The sequence below is a fragment of the Massilia sp. BHUDP2 genome, assembly GCF_046236355.1.
Taxonomy (GTDB): domain Bacteria; phylum Pseudomonadota; class Gammaproteobacteria; order Burkholderiales; family Burkholderiaceae_D; genus Telluria; species Telluria varians.
In genome coordinates, this window is record NZ_JBJUVW010000001.1 from 459,643 (window position 1) to 474,916 (window position 15,274).

At 63.6% G+C, this 15,274-nt stretch carries 14 protein-coding genes; 4 read left to right on the plus strand and 10 right to left on the minus strand.

What is annotated here, in order from left to right; all coding sequences use genetic code 11:
- Nucleotides 1-11 precede the first annotated feature (11 nt).
- The 6 genes from glyQ to miaB all read right to left on the minus strand — a co-directional run bounded on the left by glyQ (nt 12) and on the right by miaB (nt 6,629).
- Entirely contained in the window at nt 12-926 is a 915-nt protein-coding gene (gene glyQ, locus ACK6C6_RS02015; protein ID WP_027866669.1) for a glycine--tRNA ligase subunit alpha, read from the minus strand.
- 235 nt (nt 927-1,161) lie between these two features.
- On the minus strand, nt 1,162-2,733 hold the full coding sequence (gene lnt, locus ACK6C6_RS02020; protein ID WP_409265622.1) for an apolipoprotein N-acyltransferase: 1,572 nt from the start codon (nt 2,731-2,733) through the stop codon (nt 1,162-1,164).
- Nucleotides 2,733-3,611, minus strand: a complete 879-nt coding sequence (locus ACK6C6_RS02025) for an HlyC/CorC family transporter (protein WP_036215251.1) — start codon at nt 3,609-3,611, stop codon at nt 2,733-2,735. Before ACK6C6_RS02025 ends, lnt begins: the two co-directional genes overlap by 1 nt.
- A gap of 123 nt (nt 3,612-3,734) precedes the next feature.
- Nucleotides 3,735-4,202, minus strand: a complete 468-nt coding sequence (gene ybeY / locus ACK6C6_RS02030) for an rRNA maturation RNase YbeY (RefSeq protein ID WP_409265624.1) — start codon at nt 4,200-4,202, stop codon at nt 3,735-3,737.
- A complete protein-coding gene (locus ACK6C6_RS02035) occupies nt 4,183-5,274 on the minus strand; it encodes a PhoH family protein (RefSeq protein WP_409265625.1) in 1,092 nt (363 codons plus the stop codon). The genes ybeY and ACK6C6_RS02035 overlap by 20 nt, the downstream gene beginning before the upstream one ends.
- Entirely contained in the window at nt 5,271-6,629 is a 1,359-nt protein-coding gene (gene miaB, locus ACK6C6_RS02040) for a tRNA (N6-isopentenyl adenosine(37)-C2)-methylthiotransferase MiaB (protein WP_409265626.1), read from the minus strand. The genes ACK6C6_RS02035 and miaB overlap by 4 nt, the downstream gene beginning before the upstream one ends.
- A gap of 614 nt (nt 6,630-7,243) precedes the next feature.
- Here miaB and ACK6C6_RS02045 point away from each other — a divergent pair.
- Complete coding sequence (locus ACK6C6_RS02045; RefSeq protein ID WP_027866675.1) at nt 7,244-7,654, plus strand: hypothetical protein; 411 nt, start codon at nt 7,244-7,246, stop codon at nt 7,652-7,654.
- A gap of 129 nt (nt 7,655-7,783) precedes the next feature.
- On the opposite strand, the gene ACK6C6_RS02050 is transcribed toward ACK6C6_RS02045, so the two are convergent.
- Nucleotides 7,784-8,647 carry an HDOD domain-containing protein gene (locus ACK6C6_RS02050; protein WP_209587458.1) on the minus strand — a complete coding sequence of 288 codons (864 nt, stop codon included), beginning with the start codon at nt 8,645-8,647 and terminating at the stop codon, nt 7,784-7,786.
- Complete coding sequence (locus ACK6C6_RS02055) at nt 8,644-8,973, minus strand: hypothetical protein (RefSeq protein ID WP_409265628.1); 330 nt, start codon at nt 8,971-8,973, stop codon at nt 8,644-8,646. The genes ACK6C6_RS02050 and ACK6C6_RS02055 overlap by 4 nt, the downstream gene beginning before the upstream one ends.
- Nucleotides 8,974-9,139: 166 nt before the next feature.
- Here ACK6C6_RS02055 and gstA point away from each other — a divergent pair, with 166 nt between their 5' ends.
- Both gstA and ACK6C6_RS02065 read left to right on the plus strand, forming a co-directional pair.
- Nucleotides 9,140-9,745 (plus strand): glutathione transferase GstA, encoded by a 606-nt coding sequence (gene gstA / locus ACK6C6_RS02060; protein ID WP_209587460.1) that lies wholly within the window; start codon nt 9,140-9,142, stop codon nt 9,743-9,745.
- A gap of 58 nt (nt 9,746-9,803) precedes the next feature.
- Nucleotides 9,804-10,349, plus strand: a complete 546-nt coding sequence (locus ACK6C6_RS02065; RefSeq protein WP_409265629.1) for a DUF1697 domain-containing protein — start codon at nt 9,804-9,806, stop codon at nt 10,347-10,349.
- 49 nt (nt 10,350-10,398) lie between these two features.
- Here ACK6C6_RS02065 and ACK6C6_RS02070 read toward each other — a convergent pair whose 3' ends face one another.
- Nucleotides 10,399-10,668 (minus strand): hypothetical protein, encoded by a 270-nt coding sequence (locus tag ACK6C6_RS02070; RefSeq protein ID WP_027866679.1) that lies wholly within the window; start codon nt 10,666-10,668, stop codon nt 10,399-10,401.
- Between the two features lie 619 nt (nt 10,669-11,287).
- Here ACK6C6_RS02070 and ACK6C6_RS02075 point away from each other — a divergent pair.
- Nucleotides 11,288-13,258 (plus strand): AAA family ATPase, encoded by a 1,971-nt coding sequence (locus ACK6C6_RS02075; RefSeq protein WP_409265630.1) that lies wholly within the window; start codon nt 11,288-11,290, stop codon nt 13,256-13,258.
- A 280-nt stretch (nt 13,259-13,538) separates the two neighbouring features.
- Here ACK6C6_RS02075 and ybaL read toward each other — a convergent pair whose 3' ends face one another.
- Nucleotides 13,539-15,236, minus strand: a complete 1,698-nt coding sequence (gene ybaL, locus ACK6C6_RS02080; RefSeq protein ID WP_409265631.1) for a YbaL family putative K(+) efflux transporter — start codon at nt 15,234-15,236, stop codon at nt 13,539-13,541.
- Nucleotides 15,237-15,274 lie beyond the last annotated feature (38 nt).

The window sequence follows — 15,274 nt, forward strand, 5'->3', positions numbered from 1 at the left end:
TCTGTTCTTCTTTAAGCAGCAGCCTTGTCGGCACCTGGAAGCATCGGGAAGCCCAGCTTCTCGCGCGAGTCGTAATAGGCCTGGGCCACCAGGCGCGACAGGGTGCGCACGCGGCCGATGTAGGCGGCGCGTTCGGTCACGGAGATGGCGCCGCGCGCGTCCAGCATGTTGAAGCTGTGCGAGGCCTTCATGATCTGCTCGTAGGCCGGCAGGGTCAGCTGCAGCTCGACCAGGCGCTTGGCTTCGGCTTCGTGGTTGCTGAAGGCCTGGAACAGCAGCTCGGTGTTCGCATGCTCGAAGTTGTAGGTCGACTGCTCGACTTCGTTCTGGTGGAAGACGTCGCCGTAGGACAGGGTCTTCTTGACCCCGTTTTCTTCCCACTCGGTCCACACCAGATCGTACACGTTCTCGACGCCCTGCAGGTACATCGCCAGGCGCTCGATGCCGTAGGTGATTTCGCCCAGCACCGGCTTGCAATCGAGGCCGCCGACCTGCTGGAAATAGGTGAACTGGGTGACTTCCATGCCGTTCAGCCAGACTTCCCAGCCCAGGCCCCAGGCGCCCAGGGTCGGGCTTTCCCAGTCGTCTTCCACGAAGCGCACGTCGTTCTTCTTCAGGTCCAGACCCAGGGCCTCGAGCGAGCCGAGGTAGAGGTCGAGGATGTTTTCCGGCGCGGGCTTGAGCACCACCTGGTACTGGTAATAGTGCTGCAGGCGGTTCGGATTCTCGCCGTAGCGGCCGTCCTTCGGGCGGCGCGACGGCTGCACGTAGGCGGCGCGCCACGGCTCCGGGCCGATCGCGCGCAGGAAGGTGCCGGTGTGGAAGGTGCCTGCGCCGACTTCCATGTCATAGGGCTGCAGCAGTGCGCAACCCTGCTTGTCCCAGTAGGTCTGCAGGGTGAGGATGATTTGTTGGAATGTGAGCATCGGATGTGAGCAATATGTGGGGCGCTGCGGCATTGCCTGCCGCGGTCACGGTAAATTTGCCAAATGACCAATTCTACTAAGTTTTACCGGTAGGCTGGGGAGCGATTCAACTCAGCAGTACGAATTGGTGGGGTTTTTGTAGGGTGGACGGGTCTCCCGTCCGCGCGTTCAACTATCGGATGCCTTGCCACAGAGCGTCGGTGAGTTGGACGCGCGGACGGCGGAGCCGTCCACCCTACGAATCCCGATTGCGGTAGCGGCCGGCGATCCATGCGCCGAAGAGCATCAGCCCGCCGAGCGCCAGGAAAGCCAGGTTGCCGGCGCGGACGTACGGGGTCAGGCCTTCGGTGCCGCGCACCGTGGCCGCCAGCACGCCGCGCTCGTAGAAGGGCAGGCGCTGCACGACATTGCCGCGGCCGTCGATGACGGCGGTGGCGCCGTTGTTGGTCGAGCGCAGCATCGGGCGGCCGGTCTCGATGGCGCGCATCTGCGAGATCTGCAGGTGCTGCGGGATCGCCACCGATTCGCCGTACCAGGCCAGGTTCGACACGTTCAGCAGCAGCGTCGCCGGCCTGGCGGCATTGCGCAGCTGGGCCGCGATCTCTTCGCCGAAGGCGTCCTCATAGCAGATGTTGGGCAGCACCAGCTGGTCCTTGACCGGGAAGGGCGCCTGCAGCGGCTCGCCGCGGGTCTGGTCGCCCAGCGGGATGCTCATCAGGTCGGTGAACCAGCGGAAGCCCGGCGGGATGAATTCGCCGAAGGGCACCAGGTGGAACTTGTTGTAGAGGTAGCCCTGCGTGCCCTGGGCGCCGCGCGGGTCGAGCGCGATCACGCTGTTGGCATAGCGTCCCTCGCGGCTCAGGGTCGGAATGCCGATCATCAGGTGGCTGCGGGTCTGCTGGGCAAAGCCCTGCAACGCATCCAGGTAACCCGCGGGCAGCTGCTGCGGCGTGACGGGGATCGCGGTCTCCGGGGTGGCGATCAGGTCCGCCGGGGCCGCCGTGATCATCGCCTGGTAGCGCTCGATGATCTCGAACAGGTAGGCCGCGTCGAATTTCTGGTCCTGCCGCACGTCGCCCTGCAGCAGGCGCACCGTCACCGGCTGTCCGACCTCCTGGGTCCAGGCGACGTGCTTGAGGCCGAAGCCGGCCGCCATCACGGCCGCTAGCAGGCCGACGGCCGGCCAGCGCGCGCGCTGGGTCAGCATCACCAGGCAGCCGGCGCACAGGGCAGCCAGCACGCCGAGGCCGTAGACGCCGACGATCGGCGCGTAGCCGGCGAGCGGCGAGACGTTGTGGGCATAGCCCGAGGCCGCCCACGGGAAGCCGGTGAAGATCCAGCCGCGCATCCATTCCGATACGCCCCACACGGCGGGCAGCACCAGCAGCACGAAGGCGCTCACCGGCAGCGACCACTTGCGGCGCAGCCAGCTGGCGGCGCCGCCGGCGAAGGCGCCGAACAGGCCCATGTACAGGCCGAGCAGGGCGATCGCGATCGCCCCCAGGATGGCGGGCAGGCCGCCGAAGCGGGTGACGGCGATGTACAGCCAGTGCATGCCGGCCACCGACCAGCCGAAGCCGAAGGCCCAGCCCAGCCACACGCCGCGCCGCGGCGACGTGCCCATGCCGACCTGGTAGAAGAAGTAGGCGAGGGCGAGGAATTGTACTGGCCACCAGCCGAAGGGCTGGAAGGACAGCAGGGACGTGGCCCCGGCAATCGCCATCAGCACCAGGGCCTTCGGGGAAGGCCTGGTGCCACGCAGAGCAGGGTCGGGAGCGGTTGTGGGCTGGGTACGGCGGCGCAGCATCAGTCGCGGTCGTCTTCGGCGTAAGGCAGCTTCTCGACCAGCAGCACGTGGATCTGGCGCGCGTCGGCGCGCAGCACTTCGAAGCGCAGGTTCTGGAGGTCGAACACTTCACCCTTGTGCGGCATGCGCCCGAGGTGGCTGGCGACCAGGCCGCCGATGGTGTCGGCATCGATCTCGGGCAGGTCGGCGCCGACTTCTTCGTTGAACTGCTCGATCTCGGTCAGGGCCTTGACGCGCCAGCGCGGGCCGAGCTGGCCTTCCTTGATCGACAGGATGTTGTCTTCGTCCTCGTCGAAGTCGTACTCGTCCTCGATGTCGCCGACGATCTGCTCGAGCACGTCCTCGATGGTGATCAGGCCGGCCACGCCGCTGTACTCGTCGACGACGATGGCCATGTGGTTGTGGTTGGCGCGGAAGTCGCGCAGCAGCACGTTGAGGCGCTTCGATTCCGGGATGAAGATCGCCGGGCGCAGCATCTTGCGCACGTCGAAGGATTCCTCGGCGTAGTAGCGCAGCAGGTCCTTGGCTAGCAGGATGCCGACCACCTTGTCGCGCTCGCCCTCGATGGCGGGGAAGCGCGAGTGCTGGGTCTCGAGCACGATCGGCAGCCACTGCTCGATCGGATCGGTAATGTCGATCACGTCCATTTGCGAACGCGGCACCATGATGTCGCGCACGGACAGGTCGGAGACCTGGAACACGCCCTCGATCATCGAGAGTGCGTCGGCGTCGATCAGCTTGCGTTCGTGGGCTTCGTGCAGGACTTCGAGCAGTTCTGCGCGGTTTTCAGGCTCGGGGGAGATGAGTGCGGTCAGCCGTTCGAACAGCGACCGGTGGGGTTTGACGTCCGATCGGACGTCACTGGGATACTCGGGCATAGTTTGGCGTGAAGCCGTTGTTACGATGGGTATAGGATACACCAAAAGGGCGAAAGGCCCATCATGCGCGCCGATGACGGCATGTTGACGTAGGGAAAGGGCGGGATCGCTCCCGCCCATGTCTCAGTCCGCGTACGGATCCGGATAGCCGAGCACTTCCATGATGTCGCGCTCGAACTGCTCCATCTCGTCGGCTTCCTCGTCGTGCTCGTGGTCGTAGCCCTGGGCGTGCAGCACGCCGTGCACCACCAGGTGGGCCGCGTGTTCCTCGACCGTCTTCTTCTGCTCCTCGGCCTCGCGCAGCAGCACGTCGGTGCACAGGATGATGTCGGCCTGGGTCGGGTCGTCCTCGCCCAGTTCCTCGCCTTCGTTGTAGGCGAAGGTCAGCACATTGGTCGCGTAGTCCTTGCCGCGGTACTGGCGGTTCAGGGCCAGGCCTTCCTCGGCATCGACGAAGCGGATCGACAGCTCGGCCGGGCCGAGCAGGGCGGCTTCCACCCAGCGCTGCAGCATCGTTTCCGTTATTTCCTGTTCCAGGCGGGTGTCGGGATACTGGACTTCGAGGTCGAGCTTATGTTTTTTTTCTTGCATTTTTCACAGGGGTCGGTTTGGGGAGGGCGGCCAGTTCCTCGATCGAGGAGTTTTTCTCGTAGGCGTCGATGATGCGCGCCACCACCGGGTGGCGCACCACGTCTTCGCTGGCGAAATGGGTGAAGGCAATGCCGCGCACGTTCTTCAGCACGTGGATAGCGTCGACCAGGCCGGAGCGCTGCGACTTGTGCAGGTCGACCTGGGTGACGTCGCCGGTGATCACGGCCTTGCTGCCGAAGCCGATGCGGGTCAGGAACATCTTCATCTGCTCGACCGTCGTGTTCTGGGCTTCGTCCAGGATCACGAAGGCGTGGTTCAGCGTGCGCCCGCGCATATAGGCCAGCGGGGCGATCTCGATCACCTGCTTCTCGAACAGTTTCTGGGTGCGGTCGAAGCCGAGCAGGTCGTACAGCGCGTCGTACAGCGGGCGCAGGTAGGGGTCGACTTTCTGGCTCAGGTCGCCCGGCAGGAAGCCGAGGCGCTCGCCCGCTTCCACCGCGGGGCGGGTCAGGATGATGCGCTTGACCGCGTCGCGTTCCAGCGCGTCCACCGCGCAGGCCACCGCCAGATAGGTCTTGCCGGTGCCGGCCGGGCCGACCCCGAAGCTGATGTCGTGCTCGAGCACGGAGCGCAGGTACTGGATCTGGTGCGGCGTCCGGCCGCGCAGGTCGCTGCGGCGGGTTTTCAGGGTCGGGCTGACCAGTTCGGACAGTTCTTCGGCGCCGGCGGTCGCGCCGTCGCCCTCGTCTTGCTTGCTTGCAGCTTCCGGCGCTTCGGCTTCGCCCGGTGCACGCGGCTTCAGGCCGGAACGCTGTTCCACCAGGGCCAGCTGCACTTCCTCGATCGGCACGACCTTGTTGGCGACCGCGTAGAAGCGCTCCAGCAGTTCGACCGCGCGCTCGGCATTGCTGCCGCTGACGATGAATTTCTCGCCGCGCCGGAAGATGGTGACGTCAAGCGCGGCCGAGATCTGGCGCAGGTTCTCGTCCAGTGGGCCGCACAGGTGGGCAAGCCGCGTGTTGTCGAGCGGCTCGGGGATGAAGTACGAAGGCTGGGTAGGTGTGTTTTTCAACTGGCTTTGGCAATCGTGTCTAGGTTGGCGACGAGTTCGCCGCTGAGGAAATAGTCATGGCTGGTCACGATGCGCACGTCGACCAGTTGTCCAACCAGGCCGACGCCATCGTCTGCACTGAAGTTGACCACGCGGTTGTTTTCGGTACGGCCTTGCAGCTGTTCCGGGTGTTTCTTGGAGGGGCCCTCGACCAGCACGCGCTGGACGCTGCCGACCATTGCTGCACTATATTTGCGCGTATTCGCGTCAATCAAGGCCTGCAAACGCTGCAGGCGCGCCAGTTTGACTTCGTGCGGCGTGTCGTCCTCGAGGTTGGCGGCCGGGGTGCCCGGGCGCTTGCTGAAGATGAAGCTGAAGCTGTTGTCGAAGCCGACGTCCTCGACCAGTTTCATCATGGCCTCGAAATCGGCATCGCTTTCGCCGGGGAAGCCGACAATGAAGTCGGACGAGAAGGCCATCAGCGGACGCACCGCGCGGATGCGGCGGATGATCGACTTGTATTCGAGGGCGGTATAGCCGCGCTTCATGGCGCCGAGCACGCGGTCGGAACCGTGCTGCACCGGCAGGTAGATGTGGTTCACCAGCTGCGGGATCTTCGCGTAGGCGTCGATCAGGCGCTGGGTGAATTCCTTCGGATGGCTGGTGACGTAGCGCAGGCGCTCGACGCCGGGGATGTCGGCGATGTATTCCAGCAGCAGCGCGAAGTCCGCCACTTCGCTGCCTTCCATGGCGCCGCGGTAGGCGTTCACGTTCTGTCCCAGCAGCATGATTTCCTTCACGCCCTGGGCGGCCAGGCCGGCGCACTCGGTCAGCACGTCCTCGAAGGGGCGCGAGACTTCCTCGCCGCGGGTGTAGGGCACCACGCAGTAGCTGCAGTACTTGCTGCAGCCTTCCATGATGGAAACGTAGGCGACCGGACCTTCCACCTTGGCGGGCGGCAAGTGATCGAATTTCTCGATTTCCGGGAAGCTGATGTCGACCTGGGCGCTGCCGCTATGGCGGCGCTCGCGGATCAGTTGCGGCAGGCGGTGCAGGGTCTGCGGCCCGAATACCACGTCCACGTGCGGCGCACGCTTGACGATGGCTTCCCCTTCCTGCGACGCCACGCAGCCGCCCACGCCGATCACCAGGTCCGGCTTGTCGCGCTTGAGCGCCTTGAAGCGGCCCAAGTCGGAAAACACTTTCTCTTGCGCTTTTTCGCGCACCGAGCAGGTGTTCAGCAGGATGACGTCGGCGTCTTCGGGCGAGTCGGTACGGACCAGTCCATCGGATGCGCCGAGGACGTCCGCCATCTTGTCCGAATCGTATTCGTTCATCTGGCAGCCGAAGGTTTTGATGAATACTTTTTTCTGCATGGAATGCTGTATTGAAAGGGAGCGAATGCGTTGGCAAAAACAGGTGCTCAGTTTAGCGTAAATCGTTTGAAGCCCCCTGAATGGCGATGTGCGTCTGCATTTTTAATGCCACAGGGAATGATAGGTTTCTTAACCTAAAGTCGTTGCCAAGCTGCTCAGATTGTTAAATGTGAGATGATGAGAAAAAGCCCTCGGACCCTTGAAAATGGTCATGTTGGAATCGATTCTTTCTTCTTGTAAATCAAGAGCTTCGACTCAACTTCTAACTAGGAAAATTTATTGCAGAAATCTCTTGCGTGCGCCACAAATAATCCCCATGTGCTGAAATGCCTATGTGACAAGCTTTCCGCACGATAGCTTGATTTCTGACAATGAGTCACATGCGCCGCTCGGATGTACTGTGGACGTATGAGCCTGATAATTTGTTTGAAAGACAAGTGCGCATGCGGAGAGGGTACGCGGGAGTATGCAATTCGGACCATGTCTTTTAAGGGGATCTTCAGGCTTGACCTGTTTAATTTCCTGAAGGTAGTCCGGGAACTTATGTTGACGAAGTAGTCTTTAACAAAAGTTCGTAAAGGAACTATTTTAACCAAACTGAAGAGGTAAACATCATGGCACAACAGCATCATGCTCTGTCTTCGCAGGAAAGCTACAACCCGAACCATCTGCTGGACATCCTGCTCGGTAAAATGCAGCTGAAGAACGACGCCGCGCTGTCGCGCATGCTCGAAGTTGCGCCGCCAGTCATCAGCAAAATCCGTCACCACCGCCTGCCGGTCGGCGCTTCGCTGCTGATCCGCATGCACGAAGTGACTGGCATGAGCATCCGTGACCTGCGCGACCTGATGGGCGACCGCCGCACCAAGTATCGCCTCTCGGACGCACAAGGCCGCCCGAAGCCAGAGGAGAAGGCAGCCCAGGCAGCCGCCGCAGCGGCAGCCCAGCAGCAACAGCAGCAACAGCCTCAGCAACAGCAGCAAGGTAACGAAGCAAATCCGTCGACCGGCAATTATGCTCACTGATGCCGTGGGCATGACGGCCGCGCCTGTCATGCCTTCGGTGCTAGCGGGCTGCGGCACCGCGCCCTGAGCGTTGTGCCGCGCCGGTTCGGCCGGCTTTCGCGCAGCCCATCTGCGCTATTCCCGTTTCCGTCAGGCCATCAGGATGGCCGACATCTCCTCGTACTGCAGTTCGGTTTCATGGAAGACCTGCAGCCACGCTTCTTCCGCCATGCCCAGCGCCGTCCAGGCCACCGAGGACACGCGCGGCACCAGCTCGTCCGGATTTCCGGCCAGGTCCAGCGCATGCACGACCGCGCTTGCCACGTGCACGATCGTCGCCAGGAAGCCGGCGCCGGCCGCCTCCGGCGCGTGGTGGTAGGCGATCGCCTGGCGCATGGTGTCCGAGAAATTCCAGTGCGCCGCCAGCGCCACGCCGGCGTCGACGTGGTCCACGCCCAGCAGGGCGCGTTCGGCATCGATCAGTTCGCCGTCAAGCTTGTCGCGCAGCGACAGCACCGCCTGGTAGCGCTCGGGGAAGCGCGACACCAGCACCAGCCGCCCGATGTCGTGCAGCAGGCCGGCGGTGAAGGCGTAGTCCGCATTGAAGCGAACCCGGCGCGCCAGCGCACGGGCACAGGCGGCGGTGGCGATCGAGTGGCGCCAGAAGGCCTTGTCGTTGAAGCCCGGGCAGCGCCCGGCCGGGAAGCAGCCGGTCAGGGCTGCCGTCGTGATCAGGTTGCGCGTGGCCTCGAAGCCGAGGTAGGTCATGGCCTGCTGGATCGTGGTCGCCTTCACCTGCAGGCCGAAGGCCGAGGAGTTGGCCAGGCGCAGGGTTTTGGCCGTCAGTGCCGGGTCGTTCGATACCTTTTTCGCCAGCACGGCGATGTCGAGGTCTTCCTGGTCGAGGCTGCCGAGCAGCTCCATGACCACGGCCGGCAGCGAGGGCAGGTCCTCGACGCCGCCCAGGAGGTCCGCGCTGTCGATCCCGTTGCCCTGTTCAAGATGGGCGTTCATGGCGCCACCTCGCTCCGCAGGCGGTAATCCTCGACGTAGCGGCGCAGCAGGCCGGTAGCCCAGTCCGCATGGTCGTCGCGCTCGTTGCGGCGGAACAGATGGTCCAGGCGCGCCTGTACCGCGCCCGGGTCGGGCTGGTCCAGGGGGATGGCGCGGCGGATCGGGGCCGCGCCGACGCCATGCCGGGACAGCGACAGGATGGTCGCCTCGCCCAGCACCGCGCCTTCGGCCAGCAGCACGTTCCCATGCGCATCGAGCAGCGCATCGGCGAGCACCATGCCCGGATACAGGTGCGCCAGCGGCACCAGTTCGTAGCTATCGCTCATTCTTTCTCCTGTTCTTTCCTGCTTTCAATAACTTGGACGATCTTAACACCGGGGTGGGCGCGCCACCCGGCCTGGCACAGCTTTGTGGCATTCCCGCAGCGGGTATTGAGAAATGTTGTACGCTTGCAATTCGCGACCGTGTCGCTCCCATCATGAAAGGAAAACGATGAAGCTCTATATCAGTCCAGGCGTGTGTTCGCTGGCGCCGCACATCGCGCTGATTGCTGCCGGCCTGCCGTTCTCGGTCGAGCGCGTGAACATGAAGACCAAGGCCATCGCCAGCGGCGGCGACTACCGTGAGATCAACGACAAGGGCGCGCTGCCGGCCCTGCAGCTGGACGACGGCAGGGTGCTGACCGAAGCCGCAGTCCTGCTGCAGTACGTCGCCGACCAGGCACCTGGCGCGAACCTGGCCCCGGCCTACGGGACCTTCGAGCGCTACCAGGTCATGGAATGGCTCAACTATATCGCCACCGAGGTGCACAAGCGCTTCACGCCGCTGTTTACGCCGGGCTGTACCGAAGAGGGCCGTGCCGCGGCCTGGGCGGCGCTGGCGCGTCCGCTGGATTACCTGGCCGGCAAGCTGGCAAGCCGCGATTTCCTGATGGGCAGCGGGTTCAGCATCGCCGATGCCTACCTGTTCACCGTGCTGAACTGGGCGCAGTTTGCGAAGTTCAGCCTGGACGACTGGCCGGCCCTGCAGGCCTACCAGGCGAGAGTCGGCGCCATCCCGGCCGTGCAGGAAGCGCTGCGCGCAGAAGGCCTCGCCTGAGTTCGTCGAAGATCGAGCACTGCGCCACGCCGGGATCGCCTCGGGTAGGATCGCGCCCATGAACAGCTCCTGCTACATCGCATTCTTGCGAGGAATTAACGTCGGACGCGCCAAGCGCATTGCCATGGCCGACCTGCGCATGCTGGTCGAGGGCCTGGGCTATACCGGCGTGCGCAGCCTGCTCAACAGCGGCAACCTCGTGTTCCGGGCGGAAGGCGCCACGGCGCAGGAAGCCGCCGGGGCGATCGAGGAAGCGCTGGTGCTCAGGCTCGGCGTGGCTGCGCGCGTGTTCGTGCTCGGCCGCGAGGAACTGGGCGCGATCATCGACGGCAACCCGCTGCTCGATGTGGCGACCGACCACGCGCGCCTGATCGTCTTCCTGCTGGGTGCGGCCGCGCAGCGCGACAAGCTGGCTGCGCTCGACAGCCGCGACTGGGGCTGCGAGCGGCTCGCGCTGGGTGAGCACGCGGCCTATGTCTGGTGTCCGGAAGGGATGTTGGATAGCTCTGCGGCTACGTCTCTTGGGAAACTTCTTGGGGATGGCACCACATCCCGTAACTGGAACACGCTGCTGAAATTGCAGGCGCTGTGCGATGGCGTCTGAGCGCCCGGTCCAGCGATGTGGACCAGGGCGCTAGTTCAGGCCCCAATGGCTACTTGAACTTCTCGCTGCTGTCGCGCCCCGCCTTGTAGCCGATCAGGATCAGCCCCAGCAACATCATCGCGAACACTTCCGGTTCGGGCAGCTCCGACATGTTCGCCGGCGGCGCCACCACGTCCTGGCGCTGGGTGACCGCCAGGTTGCGTACCGGTTGCTGTACGCGCGCCATGGCCTGGTTGCTGGTGGAGAGGTCGATCAGGGCAGCTTGCGCGGGACTGCCGAGGCAGATCGCCAGTGCTGCTGCCAATGCGTATCTATTCATAGCCGTTCCTCTTGATGTTGCTCGCTTGCTGATACTGATGTTCTTGCCCGGTCTTGCCCCCATGGCGACTTGCTTCCGGCTGAGACAGCCCCATATATGACAGGTCGCATCACGGCAATCCGGTGAAATCAGCATATCAAAAGCGGGCAAATTGCTGCGCTCAATTGAATTGCTGTTTGCTCAAAGAAGTCATCAGTTTGATGAAAGATGAGTGCATGTTGCGATCAATCAAAGAAATCCTGTTGTCGCAGATTAGCCTCGCAGGCATCCTGACATTATTGCAAGCGGATGCTCGGAATGGCATGTCGTTTTAGCAAAGAAATCGCTTTTATTTAAAAGTTCGATAATTTTTGCTGATAATCTGCCAATGAATTTCATTATTTATTTACTCACTATCGTTGCGATCGCTATTTTTTTCGTCGCTCCGTATACACCTCGGTTTTTTTTACAGGTATAGTCTCCTTATCCCATTGCCCTCGGGCATCAAAACAATACCAAACGAACACGTTTGGAACCTAGAGCGGCCACCACGCGCCGCACGCCGATCCCGCGAGAGACCAACGCCGGCACGGCACCCCAGAAGCACCGCTGTCCGACAACTTTGCTTAAAGATCAAACGATGCCGAATTTCGCCCAACTTCAGGTTGCTTTCAAGAACGCATTCAAGAGCGTGTACGTCCGCATTTCGCTGGCAGTGCTGCTCGGTGTGATTGCGGCAGTGGCAATCTGGAAATCGACCGTGCCGCAGGATCCGAATCCGGTGGTGCAGTCGCAAAATATTGCCGAGATCACCGAACTGGCCGCGCACAAGGGCCGCCTGGAATACCTCCTGATCGCCAAGCCGCTGTCGGAGTCGCCGCGCTACGTCTACAAGTTCAAGGACGCCGATGCGATCCACGTGGTCAAGGTGCCGAGCACCTCGCACCTGTCGCTCGAGCGCGAGGTGCTGCTGAAGAACGCGATCCCGTACTCGATCGCCAAGGACGACTATCTGGCCAGCCACAAGGCGGTGATGGACGACGGCGCCACCGCCCTCGACACTGCCGGCACCTTCCTGAAGAACTATGGCCTGACCATCGGTGTGCTGCTGCTGGTGCTGTACCTGCTCAAGTTCGGCGTGCCGGGCATGGGCATGAGCGCCTCGGTCATCACCCCGGACAAGCTCAAGGGCAGCATGGACGACCTGATCGGCATGGACGACATCAAGCAGGAAGTCCTGCACCTGGAAGACATGATCCGCAACCGCGACGAATACCAGTCGCACAACATCGACAAGCCCTTCAACGTGATGCTGACCGGTCCGGCCGGCACCGGCAAGACCAAGCTGGTCGGCTACCTGGCCAAGCGCCTGGACCTGCCGCTGATCTCGGCCTCGGGTTCGGCGCTGGAGTCGGGCTACGTGGGAGGCGGTTCGAAGGCGCTGAACGCGCTGTACAAGAAGGCCTGCGCCAAGGGCAAGTGCATCATCTTCCTGGATGAGGCCCAGACCCTGTTCATGCCGCGCGGCCGCAGCGAAAAGAAGTGGGAAGACGACACCGCCAACACCCTGCTGGGCCTGCTGGACGGCGTGAAGAGCGACAAGGGCCAGGGCGTGATCTGGGTGGTCGCCTCGAACTTCGACGACTCGAACACCGAGATGGACGAAGCGATGCTGCGCCGCTTCTCGGTCAAGATCAACTTCCGCCTGCCGAACAAGGGCGAGCGCAAGGAACTCCTGCGCAGCTTCCTGGCGCGCAAGAAGGACGGCCTGGTCGACTGGACCGACACCAACCTGGACCAGGTGGCGGAAATCACCCAGAACCTGAGCCCGGCGCTGCTGGAAACCGTGGTCGAGCGTGCTTCGATGCTGTCGATCCAGGAAAAGACCATCATCAACACCAACCTGCTGTTCCGTGCCTACGAGCGCGCCACCATCGGCTTGACCGACCGCGCGACCACGGCCGAGAAGACCAAGCAGCGCGAGCGCATCGCCCTGCACGAACTGGGTCACTTCTTCATGCAGATCGACCCCTACCTGCGCGCCGGCATGAGCCTGGCCGAAGTGAAGGAAAAGTCGCACCTGCTGAAGATCAGCACCGAAGCGGTGTCGAAGATCGGCGCGCTGGGCTACGTGCTGCAGTCGGGCCAGGACATGTCGCTGCGCACCCTGGAAGAGCTGGAGCGCGACGTGATCGGCCTGTACGGCGGCGTGGCGGCGGAAGAGCTGTTCTACGGTCCGCGCGGCATCTCGGTGGGCAGCCAGAACGACATCGAGAAGATCACCAAGATGCTGAACCTGATGGTCGGCCGCCTGTCGATGTACTCGCGCTCGAAGCTGGACTATTCGCAGCTGCAGAAGGACATGGGCGGCGAGCACACGCTGCGCCTGGTGGAAGAAAAGGCCGACGAGCTCTACAGCTACACCCTGAACGCGATCCGCGACTACAAGCTGGTGATCGAGTCGCTCAAGGACACCCTGATGGAAGAGTATGTGCTCTCAAAAGATGCGGTGTTCGCGCTGCTGGAAGAGCGCAGCGAGCTGATTCACTCGCAGCTGCACGGCCGCCATGCGAACCTCAAGCTGTGCGTCGAAGAGGTGGTCGCAGCCTAAGTCTTAACGATTTTTCCTTGCTGTTCTTCGACCCGCCGTGCGCAAGCCCGGCGGGTTTTTTTATGGCTGAGATCCGGTAGCGACCTTGTTGAAACCACCAGCCTAAAGACCGTCGCCCCGGCGAAGGCCGGGGCCCAAGTTCCTTGCGTCACATTGGCCAGTGCACGCAAGCAGTAGTGGACTGCGAAGGAAATTGGATCCCGGCCTGCGCCGGGATGACGTTGATTGAAGGTGGCGATGTATTGATGCTTGTGGCTTCGAACGCTCCGCCTGCCCATCCTTAATGCACCGCCTCGCTCTGCTTGAGCGTCTCCATCACGTGCCGCGTCATGCTGGCCGCCAGCTCCTGCTCGCCGACGAACACCTTGCCGCCGGTTTCCTCGCGCAGCAGCGCCGCCTCGCCCTCGTTATGCGAGCGCACCACCACCTTGACCGAGGGGTTGAGCATGCGCGCGATCTCCACCATCCGGCGCACGTGGAAGGTATCGGGCGTCGCAATCACCAGGAGGGCCGCATGCGTGATGTGGGCCTGGATCAGCACCGCCGGCTCGGCGGCATTGCCGGCCACCGCCGGGATGCCGCGCCCGCGCAACTGCTCGACGACCTCGCGGTTCTGCTCCGCCACCACGAAGTGCACGCCGCGCGCCACCAGGTCGTCGGCGATGCGGCGACCGACGCGGCCGAAGCCCACCAGCACCACCTGGCCGCTCAGCTTCTCGCGCTCGGTCTCCATCGGCAGCTCGGCCAGCGGATCGGCCGGACGCTCCAGCTTGCGGGCCAGCTCCGGCTTGGATTGCAGCCACTTCTCCAGCGGCGCGGCCAGGCTGAACATCAGCGGGTTGACGGCGATCGAGATGATGGCGCCGGCCAGGATCAGGTTCTGGCCCAGGCTGGGGAGCAGTTCGAGCTGCATGCCCAGCGCCGCCAGGATGAAGGAGAATTCGCCGATCTGCGCCAGGCTGGCCGATACCGTGACGGCGGTGTTGATCGGATAGCGCAGCGCCAGCACCAGCACGAAGGCGGCGATCGATTTGCCGAACAGGATGATCGCCACGGTCGCCAGCACCTCCAGCGGATACTGCACCAGCACCATCGGGTCGAACAGCATGCCGACCGAGACGAAGAACAGCACCGAGAAGGCGTCGCGCAGCGGCAGCGATTCTTCCGCCGCGCGGTGGCTCAGCTCGGACTCGCGCAGCACCATGCCTGCGAAGAAGGCGCCCAGCGCGAACGACACGCCGAACAGCGCCGAGGAGGCGAAGGCGATGCCGACCGCCGCGGCGATCACGGACAGCGTGAACAGCTCGCGCGAGTTGGTCTTGGCGACCCGCCACAGGAACCACGGGAAGACCTTGCGGCCGACCACCAGCATGAAGGCGACGAAGGCGCCGACCTGCAGCAGGGTCTTGCCCAGCGCCGGCCACAGCTCGGCGCCGGCGTCGCCCTTGCCGCCGAGCGGACCGGCCAGGGCCGGCAGCATCACCAGCACCAGCACCATCACCAGGTCTTCGACCACCAGCCAGCCCACCGCGATGCGGCCGTTCATGGAATCGAGCACGCCGCGCGCCTCGAGCGCGCGCAGCAGCACCACGGTACTGGCCACCGACAGCGCCAGGCCGAACACCAGTCCCGCACCCAGGCCCCAGCCCCAGAAGTAGCTCAGGCCGATGCCCATCGCCGTGGCCACACCGATCTGCAGCAGCGCGCCGGGCAGGGCGATCTTCTTCACGTCGAGCAGGTCGCCCAACGAGAAGTGCAGGCCCACGCCGAACATCAGCAGCATCACCCCGATCTCCGCCAATTGGGAAGCCAGCTGCACGTCGGCGACGAAGCCCGGTGTGGCGGGGCCGATCAGGACGCCGGCGGCGAGGTAGCCGACCAGTGCAGGCAGTTTCAGGCGTATGGCGAGCATGCCGAACAGAAGGCCGAAGCCCAGCGCGGCTGCAATGGTGGTGATCAGACTGAGTTCATGGTGCATCCGTGCGGCCTCCGTGGCAGGTTGACAAGCCTTCCAGT